This is a genomic window from Paenibacillus sp. T2-29 (assembly GCF_052921365.1).
Window position 1 is genome coordinate 276,175 of the sequence record NZ_JBREVE010000001.1, and the last position, 19,326, is coordinate 295,500.

Sequence of the window (19,326 nt, forward strand, 5' to 3'; positions counted from 1 at the left end):
CCCGATTAGTCTGGATTATGCAACCATACAAGCTCAATTCCCCCTATACAACTCGGTAAAATCGTGATAGATTGTTTCATAAACTATTCCAAAAGGTCGTGTACATTGATGACTCATTTTTCTATTCCCTCGGCTGACGTCATGAAACAGTTACCCACTCAATTTTTTGCCACACTTGTACAAAATGTAAACCGTGAAATTGCAGCAGGGCATGATGTCATTAATCTAGGACAGGGAAACCCGGACACTCCTACTCCATCTCATATTGTAAAAGCTTTGCAGGAATCGGCGGATAACCCGCTGTATCATAAATATTCACCTTTTCGCGGCTACAGCTTTCTCAAAGAAGCCGTTGTCCAGCGCTATCAGGAGGATTACGGTGTAACGCTTGACCCGGAAAGCGAGGTCGCCATCCTGTTTGGCGGGAAAACAGGCTTGGTTCAGCTACCGCAAGTTTTACTCAATCCGGGCGATGTGTGTCTCGTCCCTGATCCCGGATACCCGGATTACTGGTCGGGCGTAGCCTTGGCTAAAGCGGAAATGTCATTTCTCCCCTTAAAGGAAGAGAACCGTTTTCTGCCCGATTATGAGGCCATTGCCGAAGAAGATCGCCGCCGCGCCAAATTAATGTTTCTTAATTATCCGAACAATCCCACTGCGGCAACTGCCCCACTCTCCTTCTACGAGGATACGGTTGAATTTGCGTTACGTAACGGTATTGTGGTTGCCAGTGATTTTGCCTATGGTGCTATTGGATTCGATGGCGAACGGCCAGTGAGCTTTCTTCAGGCTGAGGGGGCTAAGGACGTGGGAATTGAGTTCTATACCTTGTCCAAAACATACAACATGGCCGGCTGGCGTGTTGGTTTCGCGCTCGGTAATGCCAAAATTATTTCACTGATTAATCTGCTGCAGGACCATATTTATGTAAGCCTGTTTGGCGGCATCCAGGCAGCAGCGGCGACAGCTCTGACGTCTTCGCAGGAGTGCGTAAGCCAGCTGGTGGCCCGCTATGAATCACGCCGTAACGCTTTTTATGATGCACTTGGGCATATAGGTTGGAAGGCGCCACGCCCAAGCGGCTCCTTCTTCAGTTGGTTACCTGTGCCGCAGGGCTATAGCTCGGCTTCTTTTGCCGATCTGCTACTGCGTGAAGCCAAGGTGGCTGTCGCTCCAGGGATCGGCTTTGGTAGCGGCGGCGAAGGGTATGTGCGGGCAGGGCTTCTGAGCTCAGAAGCCCGACTGACCGAGGCAGTTGATCGAATTGGCAAGCTAAACCTGTTTGGTTAAGCCGTATTTTCCAGCTACAACTTCTTTGCCAAACCTGGTCTTTTCGTGGTATTCTGTATCCAATATCATTTAGCGCGTTGAAGGGACTATTAAGAGAGACCCGGTCCTGTTCAGAGAGTAAATTCCGATAGGCTGCAAGAATTTACCTGGACTCTCTCCCAACTCCTATCCCCGAGCGCCCTGCGCAATCAGGCGGTCCCTGCCGTTAACAGGTTTTAAGTGGGATGATCATGAATCATCAATGAAGGTGGTACCGCGGAAGCACAAACTTTCGTCCTTTGCATACAAAGGATGGAAGTTTTTTTGCATTAAAAAGAGTAAAATTAAGGAAGTGGACGTCTTGTCAACACGTATCGTCATTAAAATCGGTAGCAGCTCACTGACTGGAGTGGAAGGTGGCCTAAATCGGGAAGCTATCGCTTATTTTGCTAGGGAAATCAGCTTGCTTCGTGCAAAAGGCCATGAAGTGCTGCTGGTTACATCAGGCGCTGTAGCCGCCGGATTCCGAGAGATTGGGTATCCCTTTCGGCCCAAACTGCTGCATGAGAAGCAAGCGGCAGCTGCCGTCGGCCAAGCTCTTCTCATGCAAGCCTATGAGCAGGCTTTTAAAAATTTTGACCTCGTGATCGCGCAGGTTCTGCTCACCCGTAGTGACTTTTTGAGCCGCAAACGGATGAACAACGCCGGAATGACTGTAGAAGAATTGCTGCGCCAGCAGGTTATCCCGATTTTTAACGAAAATGACACCGTATCGATTGACGAATTGAAATTCGGCGATAACGATATGCTGTCTGCGCTAGTTGCCAATCTGGTCAAAGCCCAGCATTTGATTATCATCACGGATACCGATGGTGTATATACGGCTGACCCGCGCAAGCATCCAAACGCCGTACGTTTTGAACGTATCGAGGAAATTACTGAAGAGATTTATGCATTAGCCGGAGGTTCTGGATCAGCAGTAGGAACTGGCGGCATGCGCTCCAAAATTGAGGCTGCCAAAGTTGCTACACGCGGCGGTGTGCCTGTATATGTGGGCCGAGTAAGCGCGAATGGTGATCTGAACGCAGCTGTCGAAGGACACGGACCGGGCACTTATTTTGATACTCACCTCTCTTCACTGCCGATGAAAAAACAATGGCTTGGATTTATGTCCACCCCTCTAGGCTCGGTGCATGTAGACCTTGGGGCCGAAGAAGCGTTGGTACACGGGGGACATAGTCTGCTTCCGGTTGGCGTACGGCGTGTCGAGGGCAGCTTTCATGCCGGAGATGTCGTTGAGGTACTGGGACCGGAAACCAAGGTGTTAGGACGAGGCATCGTCAATTATGATGATGAACAGCTTAGAATGGTACAAGGTTTACCTAGCGGCGAGGTTGTGGGCAAAATTGGTCCCATCCATCGGCTTGAGGTGATCCACAGGGATGAATGGATTACATTATGTATGTAGGGAGGCCATAATATGAGTGATTTAACAACAAACACAGCAACAACAGCGGATAACCATTTCAGCGAAGTACGCACCAAAGCAAGTCTTGCGAAAAAAAGTGCCGGGGTTATGAACCGACTGACTACAGCACAAAAAAACGAAGCATTGCTTGCTATGGCAGAAGCTCTAGTGAACCATGCAGAAGAGCTGATTGCAGCAAACCATAATGACCTGAAACGTGGACGGGAACTGGGAACATCCGAATCACTGCTTGACCGCCTCAAGCTGACCGAGGAGCGAATTGGGGCTATTGCCGAAGGATTACGCCAGATTGCGGCGCTACCTGATCCAGTCGGCGACACGCTTGAGCAAATTGAACGTCCCAATGGTCTACGAATTGAAAAAATACGTGTACCGCTGGGTGTCATCGGTATCATATATGAAGCGCGTCCAAATGTAACCGTGGATGCAGCGGGCCTGTGCTTGAAAACAGGCAATCCGGTTGTACTGCGCGGTGGTTCGGCTGCTCTCTCCTCCAACCGCAAGATCATTGAAGTGCTTCAGCAGGCGCTAGACGCAACAGCCGTGCCACGCGAGGCGCTTCAACTCATTGAAGATTCAGATCGTGCCTCCGTCAATGAAATGCTGACCTTGAACGGCTTGCTGGATGTGATTATTCCACGCGGCGGGCGTTCACTCATTCAAAATGTTGTTCAGAATGCTACCGTGCCTGTCATCGAAACCGGGGCTGGCGTATGCCATACATTCTTGGACGCTACAGCAAATACAGAAATGGCCGAAGCGATTACACTCAATGCGAAGGTACAAAGACCGTCCGTGTGCAACTCGATGGAAACACTGCTCGTACACTCGGATTATGCACAAGCACATTTAACAGGATTGGCTGAACGTTTTCGTGATGCCGGGGTTGAGCTGCGCGGCTGTGCACGGACACGAGAACTGGCTCCTTGGGCTGTTCCTGCCACGGAAGAGGATTATGGTACCGAGTACAATGATTACATCTTAAACGTTAAAGTCGTACACAATTTGGACGAAGTACTGGAGCATATTGCCCGTTATGGTACGATGCATTCAGAGTGTATTGTCACTGAGAATAAAGCTCATGCCGATCGTTTTCTGCAAGAAGTGGACGCGGCAGCCGTGTACCACAATGCATCCACCCGCTTCACGGATGGCTTCGAGTTTGGATTTGGGGCCGAGATCGGAATCAGCACACAAAAATTACATGCCCGCGGCCCCATGGGATTGCCTGCCTTGACTTCAACCAAATACCGCGTGTACGGTACTGGACAAATCAGGGAATAATATCATAAATCAATCCGTATCTTTGGAGGTATGAATCCATGTGTGAATCACAAACAAAAGTGTTAATTAACGAGCAAATTACGTTTTTCGGGGCAGGTTCAATGGCTGAGGCTATTATTCGTGGGATGACGAATCGTTCTGTCGTCAAACGTGGCGGTATTACCGTCATCAACCGCAGTAATCAGGCTCGTCTTGAAGAACTTCAACAGCAATACGGAGTATTGTTTCAAACTGAAGATGCCGCCAAAACAGAACTGCTGCGTCATTCTCCAGTGATCGTGCTTGCCATGAAGCCTAAAGATGCTGCCGGAGCACTTGAACAGCTTGGTCCCCTCCTGTCAGATGAACAGCTGATCATTTCAGTCATCGCCGGATTGTCTATTCGTACCATGCAAACGTTGCTTGGTCGTAAGCAGCCAATCGCGCGGACGATGCCCAATACATCCAGCTCGATTGGACTGGGAGCCACAGGCATCAGCTTTTCCAAGGAGATCAGCGAAAGTCAACGTAAAAACGTGCTTACAATGTTCGAATCTGTAGGTACAGTCACGGTTATAGAAGAAGAGAAAATGGATGTATTGACCGGCATTTCTGGAAGCGGCCCTGCCTATGTCTACTACTTAATGGAAGCCATGATTGCTGGGGGAATCCGCGGTGGCTTGACTCCTGAACAAGCGCACGAACTAACAGTGCAAACTGCGCTTGGTGCAGCACGCATGGTGCAGCAGACCGGAGAGGAGCCTTCTGCCCTTCGTCACAAAATCATGTCTCCTAATGGTTCCACGGTAGCTGCATTGGAGACACTGGACAAAGGTGACTTCTACGAAACAGTGATTGCGGCGGTGCAGCGCTGCGCTGAACGATCCCGTGAGATGGGAGCTGTACTTAAGGAGGGAATTGAGTGAGCTATTGCCTGGCGACCTACCGAATATACGATGACAAAGCTGATTTTAACCAAAAGGCCCAATCTATTGCCATCGGCATGACGGTGGGCAGCTGGACTGAGCTCCCGCAGGCCAAGCGGGATGCGATGCAAAAACATCTCGGCTCTGTTCAATCTGTAGATATTCACGATGGAGGCCCCGGTGAGCGATACGCCGACTTGACGATTGCTTACCCTGATGTCAATTTCAGCCGAGACATTCCCGCATTGCTAGTTACAGTCTTCGGCAAAATTTCGATGGACGGCCGAATTAAGCTGATGAAGCTGGGGTTCTCGGAAGCATTCCTCTCTGCTTTTTCAGGACCGAAATTCGGTATCAGCGGCTTGCGCGAGCAGCTTGGCGTGTATGACCGGCCTCTGCTCATGAGCATTTTTAAATCCGTGATCGGGCTCAATTTGGACGAACTGCGTGAACAGTTTACCCGTCAGGCTCTCGGCGGCGTCGATCTGATCAAGGACGACGAGATCTTATTTGAAAATGCGCTGACGCCGATTGAAAAACGTGTCGAAGCTTGTATCCGAGCTGCCGAAGCGGCTGAGCGTGAGACTGGTAAAAAGCTGCTGTATGCTGCTAATTTAACCGGTCCAACCTCGCAGCTCAGGGCGCAAGCCCTCAAAGCTATCGACGCAGGCGCGAACGCGTTACTGTTTAACGTACTGGCCTACGGTTATGATGTGCTGCATGAACTTAGCAGCGATCCCGCCGTTTCAGTACCGATTGCAGCCCATCCTTCATTAGCGGGTGCTGCTTACCCCTCGCCTCATTATGGTATTTCGGCGTCCGTCCTGCTTGGTCAGCTTATGCGGCTGGCTGGCGCTGATCTCGTCCTCTTCCCTTCTCCTTACGGTTCAGTGACGATGCCGCGCGAGGAAAACATGGCGATCCGCGATGAGCTGATCACCCCTGATTCACCGCTGAAGGCCTGCATGCCTGTCCCTTCCGCAGGGATACACCCCGGCCTAGTGCCGCTCATTGTCCGCGATTTTGGTACCGATGTGGTGGTTAACGCTGGAGGCGGTATTCACGGACATCCGATGGGTACGGAAGCTGGCGGACGCGCCTTTGTGCAAGCGATTGAAGCGGTCCAGCAAAATGTCCCGCTGGCACAATACGCCCGCACTCATCCCGAGCTGCAATCTGCGCTCGACACGTGGGGAGGCGAACGATGAGCACTGCCAAGAAGCCTGTCATTTTTTGCGATTTTGACGGGACCATTACAAACAGCGATAATATTGTCGCTATTATGAAGCATTTTAAGCCTGCGGGCTATGAGCCCATCATGCATCAAATCGTGAGCGGACATATGTCCATTCGTGAAGGCGTAGATGCGATGTTCGCCCTGATGCCTTCAGAGCTTAAAGAAGACATTATCTCATATGTACTTGGACAAGCGGGTATACGTGAGGGCTTTGCACGCTTTTTGGACTTTGTACGAGAGCAGCAGATTGAATTTTTTGTTACTAGCGGCGGCATTGATTTTTTTATTGATCCATTGCTAGAACCGTTCGACATTCCGCAGGATCACATCTTTTGCAACGGAGCGGACTTTTCCGGGGCTCACATCCAGATCACGTGGCCGCATCCATGTAATGAGCCGTGTAAGAATGACTGCGGCATGTGCAAAACGACCGTCATTCGTCAATACCCTCCCGAGCAATACGAACGGATTTTGATTGGCGACAGTCTGACCGATTTTGAAGGTGCCAAAATTGCCGATCTTGTGTACTCCCGCTCGCATCTGACATTAAAGTGTCAAGAGCTTGGCGTACCGCATGTACCCTTTGAGACATTTGATGATATTATCGAGGATTTAAAGCAAAAACAGGAGCAGGGGGTACTGTAATGAGTTTTAACTTGGCAGACATTTCATTCGAGGAAAAACGCCGTTCGTTGGAAGAACTCGCTGATGTCAAGGAGCTATTCGCCTCTCGTAACTGGTTCCCAGGCACAAGCGGCAATCTGTCGATCCGAATCGGTGATTTTCATCCTGAACAATTTTATTTTGCAGTCACCGCTAGCGGCAAGGATAAGACCAAACGCACTCCTGAGGATTTTCTGTTCGTAGACCAATACGGAAAAGCCGCAGAAGCCACAAACCTCAAGCCAAGTGCAGAGACGCTCATCCATTGCGAAATTTACCGTCTGACAGGCTGTGGAGCAGTTTTTCATGTGCATACCGTGTTTAACAACCTGATTTCTGAATACTACGGCGAGCAGGGCTTTGTACCTGTGCAAGGCATCGAGCTCATTAAGGCTTTTAACATTTGGGAGGAAAATGCCGCCATCCAGATTCCCGTGCTGCCAAATTATGCTGATATCGCCTCGATTGCCAAGCTGGTACCAGGCGTGCTGAATGATCAGGTTCCAGGAATTTTATTGCGTAATCATGGCATTTATGCATGGGGTCGTGATGTGTTTGAAGCTAAAAAGCATCTAGAGGCGTTTGAATTTCTGTTTGAAACGACCTATCGCTCCCTACTACTAAAAACTTCGAAATGAATAAATCATAAATATTAAAGATGCATTTCATTGAATTGTAAAAGTGGTCAGTGAATATCGAGAACGGAACCTAGCGAAAGCACGGAACGTTCTTTTTTTATTAAAAAAGCAACCTGTCCTACTGGCGACATAAAATCTAATCTATTTTTCTCAAATTGAGCTTTTAAATCCGATGAAGATATCACTGAAAATTGAAAGGCAACTGGGGTGATAAGGTGAGTAAAGAATTAGAGGATACCATTTGTGATTACTGACTTTAACATAAAGGTGTTATCTTCAGATTTTGTACATGCAACATACTGTACTGAGTCGATTGATACCGGAAATAAGTCATTAAGAAGTTCCATTTGGAAATTAAATGAAGGGCAATGGCAAATGATTTTTCATCAGGGAACCCCAACCCAGTAGGAGCCCATTCTAAACCCTCGATCTCCTAAATCCTACAAACATCTTAGAATATTTTCATTGCCTGGCAAATTCCTTTTACTTGATGTTTTAAAAAAACGTCCCCTATTGGGGACGTTCCAGCGTGAATTGCTCTCCTAGCTTCGCATAGTTGTTTCCAGCCAACCGACTCACCGGACGCAACTCCTTGGCAATCACATATGTATTTTGGTACGCTTCCTCCGACAAATGATACTGCACTACACGCCCAATTAATAGATCACAGGCAGGTGTGTCCTCCTTGCCTCCCAGCGGTATCACTTTCTCCAAAATACATTCCAACCGTATTTTCGCTTCAGTCACACCAGGAACGGCGATTTTTGTACTCTTAATCGGGGTAAGACCTGCCAGTGCAACCTCACTCTCCTCCGGCGCCAGACGGGAAGCCGTCACATTCACCGCCCCCACATTGTCTTCGTCTGTAATATGTACGACAAAAGCATTATGCTCCATCGCATTACGTGCTGTATCTTTGGAAACTCCATCGACACGCTGTACAGATACAGACAGCAGTGGCGGCTCGGCGGCAACGATGGAAAAATAACTGAACGGAGCACCATTCAGCACACCTTCGCTGCTCAAAGTCGTTACAAACGCTACCGGCCTTGGGATAATACTTCCGGTCAACAGCTTATAATTTTCACGCTCTGTAAGTGTGTCAGGATTCAATGAAATCATTTTTTCCCTCTTTTCCGGTTACATTCGCTCTTCGAATGCATATCATCAAGTTACGCTCCCTACCAAGTATCGCGCGTATAATATAAAATGTAAAGCTGAAGCTGGAAGCACTCTCTATTTTTCAATCACATTTCCCTGACTGTCACGCACAGTAACCGCTATTCCCTCAGGTACCGCAATGGTAACGTCCAGCTGATGATGTGTTTGCATAAAACGTGTGGGAACCTGACTGAGAAGTACATATAGTGTATCTCCAATATGCTTGGTCTGATACAGCTCGGTTCCTTTGAAATCATCCTCATTGCCTGTATATACATAACTCCCGAACACATGCACCTCCGGTGAGGTGGTTGCGTCAATTTTGACCGCATAAGGATCTTCACCCTGCACAATCACCTTAGTTACTCCGGCAGGCAGTTTTTCATGCCAGTCTGGAAGAATCCTTGTTTCCTGAACCGAACTCATTATTTCTCTAACTTGCGGAGTGATCCCCAGTGAACTGACCAATGCAAATCCGATACAACAAAAAACCAATACCGCCGTAATAAACATACTGAACAGGTCATAGCGAATGCGCTCACGTGTCCCTTTCCAAGCAGTATACATTAAAATTTCCAGTCCCAGCAAAACAAATACGACAGGCCACCAGGTTAGCGCCTGATCCAGTATGCCTGCTCCCCAAAACTTGGAAGCAAACGTTATACCGCCCAGCAGCACCAAGAACAGCCCCATGGATAGCCTTCCGACTTTCCACACCCCTGTTGGCGCGTTGGAGTTCTTAGAGGGACCATTCTTATGGGATGAAGTGCCCAATAAGCCTATCGCCCCATTCACATCGTTCTGAGAGTGATGGGCTCCCTTAAAGGAAGCCTCACTCTTTGAAAATTCAGTATCCATTTTATCGTTTCTCCTTTGCTCGCTTAGATTTGGAATTACCGATCATCATCCAAACACCGCCGCCAATTAATAGGAAGGAGACAATAATGGTTCGTAAATACATGTCAACTATATTGTAAATTTGTCCATCCGGGAACAGACGGTCCAGTGTGGGAACAAGTACGTTAATCAGGATGTAGTATGCACCTAGCAGAAGCAGTCCCAAGCCTACCCAACGGTGATATTGAGCAAACATACCGATCACAGGCTTGTCGATCAGCTGCTCCTGTCCATAACGGCTTACCTGCTGCAATGCATCAAAAAAGCTGTAAAACCACACCACCGGAATTAGGAACAAAAAGAGTGAAAGATGCAGCACATCCAGTATATAGATAAATCCTAAAAACAGTAGCATGAGCTGGAGTCCACGTTTTTGCAAACCAATATACATATGCCCAGCACCGGGAAATACCGATAAAATGGTAGCCAACATTTTACTACGACGTCCCTCAACTCTTCCATACTCCAGTTCCTCAAACAAAGTCCGGTCCTGAAGAATGTCTCCGGCTTGTTTACGATGTACATGCTGCACCGCATCAAACATGCAATACAACCAAATAATCGGCAATACGCCCGCAAACGCCAAAAATCCGGATTCGTTCGTAATGCTCGTGATAAAGACAAGGATCGCTCCAAAGCCAAAGAAGGATAGCAGAAAAGACAAACCACGCTGCATCAGCCCCAAATGAAGGTGTCCCAATCCAGGAATAAATGACAGCAAAATCGTAAAAAATCGTTCATTGTCCGATCCTTTTTGAAAAGCAGGTGATCCTGCCATACCATAATGTCCTTGTTGATAATGGTTATACCCCGGCGCATATCCCATACCTGCCCGCGGGGCATTCGTGCCTGTGTCTGTTGCCCCCTCTGGTACCTCTCCTGTTAAATCAGCCTGTCCATAAGGTCCACTTTGCGAGTAAAAGCCATATGGATTGGGTCCTGCATGAGGGGGATAAGGAGCAGCGACTGCGCGAGGATCGTAACGTAATAAGCTAATCACGATATGCAGCATGCTGAGTCCCCATAAAAGAGCAGCAATAAAAATACTCACCAAAAAAGGCGTTCCGTCACTTGCTACCACTGAAAAAAATATTCCCCCTGCCAGACATCCGAAAAACAAAATGGTATATACAAACGCATTGGCTTTTCTGGTCCAGTAATAGTGTCCTACACCCGGAATAATGTTCAATAGAAATGCCAAGAGCTTGCTTCGTTCCGTATAAGGCATTGCTACACTTCCTTTCTATTTACGGGATCTTGATACAAATTCCCAACAGATGGTTGACTTTAAACTTGTTCATCTTACCCTTAACTTAATTTAGGGCTTTAATTTATCGAGCCAGGTTGTCGTAGCTTGCATGACTTCTTCACTGTAAGAGACGCGTTCTTTTGGAGGAATCGGCTTATCGCCTGTTTGCGGCATCATTTTGTCAAAGGCTCCACTGGAAAGCAAGATCAACGTCAGACTTGCGGCAACAACATAGTGAAACACAGGTTTTTCAAACCAGCGGCGTTTTTTGAACAAAACTTGATTTGGTTCCATTTCTATCTCGGGAAGAACAGCCATTACCTGATCTGTGAAGCGCTCCGTGTCCATCCAGGCAGAGTAATCTTTCAAGGTTGGCTCTAATTGCTCCAGTGCGACAAGATATAGCATAAGCGCCTGTTCATCTTCCAATAAGAGCTTTTCCAGTCGGGTAGATTCCTCTATCGAACAAGCTCCTGAAATGTATGCATGCCAGTCATTCGTTTGCCCTTCCATCCACGGTCTATCCTGTTGGTCAGTCATTGCCATTCCTCCTCCTTCCAGTGATTTCGAATCCATAGTCGTGCCCGATAGAGTCTGGACTCTACCGTTTTTAAAGCTACCTGCGTCTCTTCTGCAATTTGGTCGTAGGTTTTACCCTGCATATAGTAAGCTTGAATAATATCCCGATGCTGCTGGGGTAACTGGGCGATTTTTTGTGATAGTTCTACCGTTTGCTCTTCGCGAATGAGACGGGCCAGTACATCCTCATCCGGGGAAGGGAGCTGCACAAGGGATTGCGCCACGTCTATAAGCTCTGCGGGTCGCCTGTCTTGTTTACGTTTGATATCCAACGCTTTATGAAGCGCAATTCGGCTCAGCCACGTTTTAAACCCTTCGTTCCGGTACTGGGGGAGAGACTTGTACACCTGAACGAACGCCTCCTGCGCGGCATCCTCCGCTTCCTTGCTGTCATGCAGTACCGAATAGGCCACATGAAATACATGCTTGCTGTACAGCTCTACGATCTCACGGAACGCCTGCCGATCACCAGACCGGATTCGTTCAATGATTCTCTCTATATCAATGACGCTCTCCCCCTTCCCAATACTATAGACGCCAGGAATTTTTCTCCCCCTGCATATTTCGAAAAAAAAATTTAAAAAGGACACACCCTCCAAATCGGAAAGGTGTGTCCTCTATCATTAAAGTCTACTTAATCACTTTAATTTTCTGCCCTTCATCTGCACAGGCGAAACTCCCCGGTTGTCCATGTATCGCCCTTTCAATGTGAAAGCCATAGTGCATCAATTTACTACCTAAAAGGCTCAGTCTGCTACTTTAATTGCGACCGCCACCACGGAATCGCTGGGCATATTCTTTCGCATCCTGTGCATTACGGACCCGGTTTCGGCTCCATTCTAGCAAAATACGATCTATATACCGGAAGTGTACCTTCCCAGCAAACACCGCTTCCTTCAAAGCCAGTAAAATCAGTTCCTCCGGATACCGATCCTGATCCACCCAACTGCTGATCGTCTCGTATTCCATCGGTGATAATGGTCGTCCGAATTCTTTCTCAAAAATCGTAAATAAATTTCGTTCTTCTGTAATTGGGGATTCTGATAATCCATTCAGTAAATCGGGCTTCCCGGCAAACAAAATGTCATCTTCATCGCGCTGCTCCGAACGCTCGGCGATCATACATTCAGCCAGCTTGCGATACAGACCCGCCAAGTTATAACGTTCAAATTGGACGGATGAGCTGCGGTCTTCCACGGAATCTATTCGCAAAAACCCTTCTTTCATGAGCTTACTGAAATAAAGCGCGATTTCGTTTGCAGTGCATCCGATACGAGCCTGCAATTGCTCCCATGTCGGAAATTCATTACGTTCCGCTTGTTTAAATGCAAGTAACTGCATCAGTAGCAGCATTTCACCATCCGTCAGCCGAAGCGTCCGATAATGCTTGAGCAGAGCGTAGGGAATTTGAACCATTCCGGTTTCCATAGCATAGGCTACTCCCTCCGCCCATTCTGCCGCTGATGTCTTGTCGAATGATCCTGTCATTGATTATGGATACAAACGATACAGCATGCGTGGGAACGGAATCGTTTCACGTACATGATCGAGTCCACAAATCCATGCTACTGTACGCTCCAGTCCCAATCCAAAGCCAGAATGCGGAACGGAACCATATGTGCGAAGATCCATATACCATTGATAGGCTTCACGTGCCAGGTTATGCTCGTTAAAACGTTCTTCCATCAATGCTGGATCATCAATCCGTTGGGAACCCCCGATAATTTCGCCATAACCTTCAGGAGCGATCATATCAGCACACAGAACAACCTCTGGGCGGGATGGGTCAGGTTTCATATAGAATGCTTTAATGTGAGTCGGCCAATGCGTTATGAACACAGGCTTGTTATATCTTTCGGCAATAGCTGTTTCATGAGGAGCACCAAAGTCTTCCCCCCACGGGATATCGAATCCTTCACCTTGAAGGAAGGCAATCGCCTCATCGTACGTAATCCGTGGGAACTCGCCTTGAATTTGCTCCAGCTTCGAAACATCGCGTCCGATGGCTTCAAGCTCCTTCGCACAATTTTTCAGAACAGACTGCACGATATGGCTTACAAACTGCTCCTGAACGCGCAAGGATTCTTCATGATCCACAAAAGCCATCTCAGGCTCGATCATCCAGAACTCAATCAGGTGACGACGTGTTTTGGACTTTTCCGCACGGAAGGTTGGACCAAAGGAATATACTTTACCCAGCGCCATTGCCGCAGCTTCCATGTACAACTGTCCGCTTTGTGTCAAATAGGCATCTTCGTCAAAATATTTGATATGGAACAACTCTGTTGTGCCTTCTGCAGAAGAAGGAGTCAAAATAGGCGGGTCTACCTTCGTAAAACCGTTGCCGTTGAAAAATTCCTGTACAGCACGGATAATTTCCGCCCGTATAATCAGAACTGCACGTTGCTTGGCGGAACGCAACCACAAATGGCGATGATCCATCAGGAAATCTACACCGTGCTCTTTAGGGGTAATCGGGTAGTTTTCGGTCAAATGAATGATTTCTATACCTGTAACCGTTAATTCATAGCCCGATTGACTGCGCGGCTCCTCACGCACGATTCCAGTTACATATAGGGAGCTTTCTTGAGTCAAGGATTTGGCATCATTCCAAATATCCTCAGACACTTCGCTTTTTACGATAACCCCTTGAATATACCCGCTACCATCACGTAGTTGCAGGAACTGAATTTTACCGCTAGATCGCTTATTGTTTACCCAAGCGCCGATTGTAACCGTTTCCCCTACATGGCGGCCCACTTGGGCAATCGTACTTTTATTTGTCATGACCGTCTCTCTCCTTGAACCGAAAATCAAACAGCCCTTCCCCTTGGGTCAGGCTGTTTGCTCTCGCTGTTTGGTGCATGTGGTACTTAAACCATAGTTCCACATGTATAAAGTTTACACTTAGGGACCGAACTACTGAACCAGACGGAACGTGTCACGGGCAATTACCAGTTCTTCGTTTGTTGGAATGATCAGTACTTCTACCTTTGAATTTGCAGTTGTAATCCGGCGAATCTCGCCAGAACGAATAGCATTCAATGATTCATCCAGCTCGATACCGAGGAATGTCAGTTGTTCCAACACTCTCTTACGCAGAACGATGGAGTTCTCGCCTACGCCTGCCGTAAATACAATTACGTCTACCCCGTTCATTGCCGCAGCATACGAACCAATATACTTGCGCAGACGGTATTCATACATTTCAAATGCCAATGTAGAATTAGCTTCGCCTTTTTCCATACCTTCAGTGATTTCACGCATATCACTGCTGATACCAGAAATAGCTAGAAGTCCACTATGCTTGTTCAGCATCGAATTGACCTCATTGACAGTCAATTCTTCTTTGTTCATGACATAAGGTACGATTGCTGGATCCAAATCACCACTACGAGTACCCATCATCAGTCCTTCCAGTGGAGTCATACCCATGGAAGTATCTACAGACAAACCGCCTTGAACTGCTGTTACACTACCACCATTACCGATATGGCAAGTGATAATCTTCAGGTCTTCCAAAGGACGGCCGACAAATTTGGCAGCTTCCTTGCTTACAAAGTCATGGGAAGTGCCGTGTGCACCGTAACGACGTACCTTGTACTTATTGTACAACACTCTCGGTATGGCGTACATATAAGCTTTTTCTGGCATGGTTTGATGGAACGAAGTATCAAATACCACAACTTGCGGGACTTCTGGCATATTCAATTCAGCCGCTTTAATCCCCATCATGGATGCTGGGTTATGCAGTGGAGCCAGGTCGAACAAGCGACGGATTTCACTCTTCGCTTCAGGAGTTACGAGCGCTGACTGTTTGAAGATTTCGCCTCCATGAACCACACGATGGCCCACAGCCTGAATTTCGCTAATGCTGGAGATAACACCATGCTCTGCATCTGTGAGTGCATTCAGCACTTTACGGATGGCAGTAGTATGCTCCAAAATTTCGCTAACTTCAGTGTATTCTTCCTTATTGGTTGGTTTATGCGTCAGAATTGAAGAGTCCATACCGATACGCTCTACCAATCCTTTTGCCAAAACGGACTCGTCCGTCATATCATACAATTGGTATTTCAGGGAAGAACTCCCTGCGTTGATTACGAGAATTTTCATATCCGGTCACCATCCTTGTCATACTTAAAGAAGCCTTCGCCCGATTTTACGCCCAGATTACCTGCACGCACCATTTTCTTCAGGACGATGGACGGACGGTATTTCAGTTCGCCAAATTCACGGAACATCCGCTCCAAAGCAGCCAAAACGGAATCCAGACCAAAGCGGTCAGCCATTTCCAAAGGACCGTTTTGGAAGTTGTAGCCGATGCGCATAGCATCGTCAATGTCTTCCGCGGAAGCTACGCCCTCTTGAAGTACATGAGCTGCTTCGTTAATTAGCAGACAGATAATCCGGCTAGTTACAAAGCCAGGAGATTCATAAATCATGACTCCTTTTTTCTCCACGATTTCTTCTACGAACATTTTCGTGTTTTCAAAGGTATCGTCTGAAGTTTTCAAACCACGAATAATTTCTACCAGATCAATACGGGATACTGGATAAATAAAGTGCATACCAATAACACGCTCTGGATACTTGGTCGAGCTGGCAAGCTCGGTCAGGCTCAGCGTGGATGTATTACTTGCAAGAATAATGTTGCTTGGACACACATGATCCAGCTCTTGGAAAACAACTTTCTTCTCGTCCAGATTCTCTGTAATGGTTTCAATGACCATATCACAGCTAGCGAGCTCCGCCAAATGGGATACTTTTTCAATGCGAGATAAAATCAGTTTTTTCTCTGCTTGGGTGATTGCCCACTTTTCCAGTTGCTTGTCTAGACTTGTTTCAATCATATTATAAGCGTAGTCTAGTTTCTCTGGTGTCTGCTCTACTAGCAGCACATCGATTCCTTTGGACGCGAGCATTTCAGAAATACCTTGTCCCATGGTGCCGCCGCCAATGACGCCGATTTTTTTAAATTGCATGGTTCTTAACTCCACCCTTTCCTGGTCACTCTCATATATTGTATCCTTCTTTGTCGAAAAATACATGTTTATGTCCCAATAGATAATAATATCTTAGCACGGACTAAAAGTAAAAAAAAATAACCAGCATAAAAAATTATGCTGGTAATAAAGCATTTTCACTAAATTGACATCTAAATTGATCCCCGGACAGAGTTTCTTCCTTCATCAGAATGTCAAGAGAATTGTCGAACACAGGACGATGCTTTTCCAGCAACTCCAAAGTCCGATTATGCAGGTCATTCATAATTTCGCCATTTTCCCGCATAAGTTCCTCTTTTGTAACCATTTCCATGTTAATAATCCCAAGAGAAGTCAAACCGGAAGTCATCATCGTATGAACAATGTTCAGCGCCTGCTCAAAATCATTACTTGAGCCCGTACTTCGACCGCCATAGTACATTTCTTCCGCAGTAGCCCCTGCGAGCGAGATCATAATCTGCTCCTCCAGGTACTGCTTGGTATATAAATAATGTTCTTGCTGTGGATTGTGACGCACGTAACCGAGCGCTTTCCCACGCGGGCTGAGCGCTACTTGACTTACGCTACCGGGACGGACGATTTCAGCCATAATAGCATGTCCCAGCTCGTGAATCGCTACACGTTTTTTCTCTTCCAATGTTGATTCTCGGTCTGTTTTTTCACCCATCATCACCTTGTCAATCGCCATGGATAGATGACTCTGCGCAATCATTTGACGATCCTGTCTCATTGCATAGATGGCCGCTTCATTCATGACGCTCTCCAACTGTGCACCGGAAAAACCGTAAGACTCCTCAGCGATTTTGTCCAAATTAGCATCTTCCTGAATCGGTTTGTTTTTGGCATGAATTTTAAGGATATGAAGACGGCCCTTCTTATCAGGCAAGTCTACTTGAATATGGCGGTCAAAGCGTCCCGGACGCGTTAAGGCGCTGTCCAGCATTTCTTTACGGTTTGTTGCCGCAATAAGTAATATCCGCGGTGTATCTGCCGAATAAATGCCATCCATTTCTGTCAGCAACTGATTCAAAGTCTGATCATATTCTCGTTGCTGTCCACCCTCACGCTTACCACCAATAACATCAATCTCGTCAATAAAAATAATTGCATTTTCTTTCTTTTCCTTGGCTGCACGAGTGCGAGCCTCCCGAAACAACTCACGGACACGACCTGCACCGACACCCACGTACATTTCAACAAATTCACTGCCTGAAGCTGCAACAAACACAGAATTGGTGTAGTGTGCAGCTGCTTTCGCCATCAGCGTTTTTCCTGTTCCCGGAGGGCCTGTAAGCAAAACGCCTTTCAATGGACGAATACCAAATTTGGAAATTTCATCATGCCGATTCAAAAAATCCAAGGCTTCACGCAATTCCTGTTTAGCGCTTTCTTGTCCACCAATTTCCTCAAAAGTCAGCTTGTCCGGACCATTTTTTTTACGTTTGCGCTCTTGCCCGGCACCTACGGCCAAGCCGCCACGAGCATGCATGAGCATTAACAAGCCGCTGAGCATCACGCCCGCAACCAGAAGAGGGATAATATTCACCCCAATAAAAACGAGAAATATAATGGTCACCGGCACAATACCGATTAATATTTCCTTGATCCATCTAGGCATTAGGCCATACCCCCATTTGCTGAGATTGACGTGGCAAAACGATAAACTTAGTCGCATTGCCTTCGCTGAGTCGGATATAGACATTGTTTGAATCCATATCTGTATCAGCCTTGATACCTGCTTTTTTCTTTTTCATCTGCTCAACTGTAGATGAAATTTGAGTATACTTTTTATTTTCCATCGCTTCGGCTACAGGAAACATAGCCTCAGACCACCATTGATTCAGTGCTGAATTGGAACGATCTGCGATATCCAGCTTAATGGTACGGCTGCCAATGATGGATTGCCCTTTTTGCTTAACCACATCGACCAATCCGGCCACATCCGCCTGCGGTTTGAGATCTAGTTTCAATACGACCTGATCCTGTTTAATATCTATTTGAGCGCTTGTCACGCCTGGATATTGAGATACCAGTTTTTCCAGAGGACTTTGCATTGTAACCTGACGGTAAATGAACCATCCCCCAAACATCAACAAGGCTGCCAAAACGGCCGCCACAACAATAGGAACTGCACGCAATTTCAAACAACATCCTCCTCTCAAAATGTAAAACCCAGAAGAAACGGGACGAATGTCAACAAACAACCAAATTGCATGATCTTATAGAGATCAGCAACTCATTTTTCTATCATTTTTGTCTATCACTTATAAAATATAGTATATCATAACGTGAATCTAATATCGAAGGCAATGTGTGGAGGAGTTGAGTTGGAGTTGGGGTTAGCCAAAATCCTTGGTTATCGGTGAGGAGGGGGAGACACTGCGTGTAGGATTTAATCTTATGATCGCTGTTGCCATGGGATTCTCTTGATAGTATAAAACATTTAAGGATTAGAATCCCATGGAAAAGGCGAACGCTCCGCTTCTCCAGATTCAAATCCTCCACTCCGCTACTGCCCGCTATAAAGATGAATTTGCTTAAAGAGAGTAGTTAGTTTTTTCGGTAAATAAGTATGAGACTGAAATATGCAAAGCTGTTTTTTTAAGAAACTTCATACATAACCACAAGAAATACAGACCTAAAAAACAACCATTGAAGACCTACCTCAGAACCATTGCCCTGAATAATACATGCTTCCAATCAATTGGGTAGCATCCGCTTGTGTCCAGTCCGATATACTTGCTCTCTCGTAATTTGCTGGTTCGTTGATTCAATGATCACAACCGAAACAATACAACCTTGTCAAGGCGATATCTACGATAATTTAACTACCGAATTGTTTCGTAAATACAAGGATAGAATTGGGTTGAAGCAGCTCTTCTTCTTCAATAGGATCATATCTATACCAACTCTCTCTGAGGGACATACACTAGAACTAGAATCAAATAG

Annotated in this window: 18 protein-coding genes; 7 read left to right on the forward strand and 11 right to left on the reverse strand. The window is 46.7% G+C overall.

The window, feature by feature from the left end:
- The first annotated feature begins 108 nt into the window (after nt 1-108).
- The 7 genes from ACU1JV_RS01690 to ACU1JV_RS01720 all read left to right on the forward strand — a co-directional run bounded on the left by ACU1JV_RS01690 (nt 109) and on the right by ACU1JV_RS01720 (nt 7,485).
- Nucleotides 109-1,290 carry a pyridoxal phosphate-dependent aminotransferase gene (locus tag ACU1JV_RS01690; RefSeq protein WP_413986542.1) on the forward strand — a complete coding sequence of 394 codons (1,182 nt, stop codon included), beginning with the start codon at nt 109-111 and terminating at the stop codon, nt 1,288-1,290.
- A 241-nt stretch (nt 1,291-1,531) separates the two neighbouring features.
- Complete coding sequence (gene proB, locus ACU1JV_RS01695; protein WP_413986543.1) at nt 1,532-2,737, forward strand: glutamate 5-kinase; 1,206 nt, start codon at nt 1,532-1,534, stop codon at nt 2,735-2,737.
- Between the two features lie 12 nt (nt 2,738-2,749).
- The gene (locus ACU1JV_RS01700; RefSeq protein WP_413986544.1) at nt 2,750-4,042 is read left to right on the forward strand and encodes a glutamate-5-semialdehyde dehydrogenase; all 1,293 of its coding nucleotides are present in this window, start codon (nt 2,750-2,752) and stop codon (nt 4,040-4,042) included.
- 38 nt (nt 4,043-4,080) lie between these two features.
- Nucleotides 4,081-4,947, forward strand: coding sequence for a pyrroline-5-carboxylate reductase (gene proC, locus ACU1JV_RS01705; protein ID WP_013371619.1), 867 nt, complete (start codon nt 4,081-4,083; stop codon nt 4,945-4,947).
- On the forward strand, nt 4,944-6,155 hold the full coding sequence (locus ACU1JV_RS01710) for a 2,3-diketo-5-methylthiopentyl-1-phosphate enolase (protein ID WP_413986545.1): 1,212 nt from the start codon (nt 4,944-4,946) through the stop codon (nt 6,153-6,155). The genes proC and ACU1JV_RS01710 overlap by 4 nt, the downstream gene beginning before the upstream one ends.
- Complete coding sequence (locus ACU1JV_RS01715; protein ID WP_129549496.1) at nt 6,152-6,829, forward strand: 2-hydroxy-3-keto-5-methylthiopentenyl-1-phosphate phosphatase; 678 nt, start codon at nt 6,152-6,154, stop codon at nt 6,827-6,829. The genes ACU1JV_RS01710 and ACU1JV_RS01715 overlap by 4 nt, the downstream gene beginning before the upstream one ends.
- A complete protein-coding gene (locus ACU1JV_RS01720; RefSeq protein ID WP_040103511.1) occupies nt 6,829-7,485 on the forward strand; it encodes a methylthioribulose 1-phosphate dehydratase in 657 nt (218 codons plus the stop codon). The genes ACU1JV_RS01715 and ACU1JV_RS01720 overlap by 1 nt, the downstream gene beginning before the upstream one ends.
- Before the next feature lie 510 nt (nt 7,486-7,995).
- Here ACU1JV_RS01720 and ACU1JV_RS01725 read toward each other — a convergent pair.
- The 11 genes from ACU1JV_RS01725 to ACU1JV_RS01775 all read right to left on the reverse strand — a co-directional run bounded on the left by ACU1JV_RS01725 (nt 7,996) and on the right by ACU1JV_RS01775 (nt 18,521).
- Nucleotides 7,996-8,607: a flavin reductase family protein gene (locus ACU1JV_RS01725; RefSeq protein WP_013371623.1), complete on the reverse strand. Its 612-nt coding sequence runs from the start codon at nt 8,605-8,607 to the stop codon at nt 7,996-7,998.
- 114 nt (nt 8,608-8,721) lie between these two features.
- Complete coding sequence (locus ACU1JV_RS01730; RefSeq protein WP_058711565.1) at nt 8,722-9,504, reverse strand: hypothetical protein; 783 nt, start codon at nt 9,502-9,504, stop codon at nt 8,722-8,724.
- Between the two features lies 1 nt (nt 9,505).
- Entirely contained in the window at nt 9,506-10,771 is a 1,266-nt protein-coding gene (locus ACU1JV_RS01735; protein ID WP_264215754.1) for a multi-tm2 domain protein, read from the reverse strand.
- Nucleotides 10,772-10,861: 90 nt separating this feature from the next.
- On the reverse strand, nt 10,862-11,332 hold the full coding sequence (locus ACU1JV_RS01740) for a hypothetical protein (RefSeq protein WP_013371626.1): 471 nt from the start codon (nt 11,330-11,332) through the stop codon (nt 10,862-10,864).
- Nucleotides 11,329-11,961, reverse strand: a complete 633-nt coding sequence (locus ACU1JV_RS01745; RefSeq protein ID WP_013371627.1) for an RNA polymerase sigma factor — start codon at nt 11,959-11,961, stop codon at nt 11,329-11,331. The genes ACU1JV_RS01740 and ACU1JV_RS01745 overlap by 4 nt, the downstream gene beginning before the upstream one ends.
- A gap of 169 nt (nt 11,962-12,130) precedes the next feature.
- Nucleotides 12,131-12,859, reverse strand: coding sequence for a DnaD domain-containing protein (locus tag ACU1JV_RS01750; RefSeq protein ID WP_013371628.1), 729 nt, complete (start codon nt 12,857-12,859; stop codon nt 12,131-12,133).
- 3 nt (nt 12,860-12,862) lie between these two features.
- The gene (asnS, locus tag ACU1JV_RS01755) at nt 12,863-14,158 is read right to left on the reverse strand and encodes an asparagine--tRNA ligase (RefSeq protein ID WP_025678555.1); all 1,296 of its coding nucleotides are present in this window, start codon (nt 14,156-14,158) and stop codon (nt 12,863-12,865) included.
- 132 nt (nt 14,159-14,290) lie between these two features.
- Nucleotides 14,291-15,487 (reverse strand): acetate/propionate family kinase, encoded by a 1,197-nt coding sequence (locus ACU1JV_RS01760; RefSeq protein WP_013371630.1) that lies wholly within the window; start codon nt 15,485-15,487, stop codon nt 14,291-14,293.
- Entirely contained in the window at nt 15,484-16,356 is an 873-nt protein-coding gene (locus ACU1JV_RS01765; protein WP_013371631.1) for a 3-hydroxyacyl-CoA dehydrogenase family protein, read from the reverse strand. Before ACU1JV_RS01765 ends, ACU1JV_RS01760 begins: the two co-directional genes overlap by 4 nt.
- Nucleotides 16,357-16,492: 136 nt before the next feature.
- On the reverse strand, nt 16,493-17,995 hold the full coding sequence (locus ACU1JV_RS01770; RefSeq protein ID WP_013371632.1) for an AAA family ATPase: 1,503 nt from the start codon (nt 17,993-17,995) through the stop codon (nt 16,493-16,495).
- A complete protein-coding gene (locus ACU1JV_RS01775; protein ID WP_013371633.1) occupies nt 17,988-18,521 on the reverse strand; it encodes a hypothetical protein in 534 nt (177 codons plus the stop codon). Before ACU1JV_RS01775 ends, ACU1JV_RS01770 begins: the two co-directional genes overlap by 8 nt.
- Nucleotides 18,522-19,326: the final 805 nt, after the last annotated feature.

Excerpts from the sequence above, each read along its gene's own strand:
- ACU1JV_RS01740 (WP_013371626.1), bottom strand. The coding sequence starts at position 11,332 with ATGACTGACCAACAGGATAGACCGTGGATGGAAGGGCAAACGAATGAC.
- ACU1JV_RS01735 (WP_264215754.1), bottom strand. The coding sequence starts at position 10,771 with ATGCCTTATACGGAACGAAGCAAGCTCTTGGCATTTCTATTGAACATT.
- proB (WP_413986543.1), top strand. The coding sequence starts at position 1,532 with ATGAAGGTGGTACCGCGGAAGCACAAACTTTCGTCCTTTGCATACAAA.
- ACU1JV_RS01765 (WP_013371631.1), bottom strand. The coding sequence starts at position 16,356 with ATGCAATTTAAAAAAATCGGCGTCATTGGCGGCGGCACCATGGGACAA.
- ACU1JV_RS01720 (WP_040103511.1), top strand. The coding sequence starts at position 6,829 with ATGAGTTTTAACTTGGCAGACATTTCATTCGAGGAAAAACGCCGTTCG.
- ACU1JV_RS01730 (WP_058711565.1), bottom strand. The coding sequence starts at position 9,504 with ATGGATACTGAATTTTCAAAGAGTGAGGCTTCCTTTAAGGGAGCCCAT.
- ACU1JV_RS01725 (WP_013371623.1), bottom strand. The coding sequence starts at position 8,607 with ATGATTTCATTGAATCCTGACACACTTACAGAGCGTGAAAATTATAAG.
- ACU1JV_RS01770 (WP_013371632.1), bottom strand. The coding sequence starts at position 17,995 with ATGCCTAGATGGATCAAGGAAATATTAATCGGTATTGTGCCGGTGACC.
- asnS (WP_025678555.1), bottom strand. The coding sequence starts at position 14,158 with ATGACAAATAAAAGTACGATTGCCCAAGTGGGCCGCCATGTAGGGGAA.
- proC (WP_013371619.1), top strand. The coding sequence starts at position 4,081 with ATGTGTGAATCACAAACAAAAGTGTTAATTAACGAGCAAATTACGTTT.
- ACU1JV_RS01715 (WP_129549496.1), top strand. The coding sequence starts at position 6,152 with ATGAGCACTGCCAAGAAGCCTGTCATTTTTTGCGATTTTGACGGGACC.
- ACU1JV_RS01750 (WP_013371628.1), bottom strand. The coding sequence starts at position 12,859 with ATGACAGGATCATTCGACAAGACATCAGCGGCAGAATGGGCGGAGGGA.
- ACU1JV_RS01760 (WP_013371630.1), bottom strand. The coding sequence starts at position 15,487 with ATGAAAATTCTCGTAATCAACGCAGGGAGTTCTTCCCTGAAATACCAA.
- ACU1JV_RS01700 (WP_413986544.1), top strand. The coding sequence starts at position 2,750 with ATGAGTGATTTAACAACAAACACAGCAACAACAGCGGATAACCATTTC.
- ACU1JV_RS01690 (WP_413986542.1), top strand. The coding sequence starts at position 109 with ATGACTCATTTTTCTATTCCCTCGGCTGACGTCATGAAACAGTTACCC.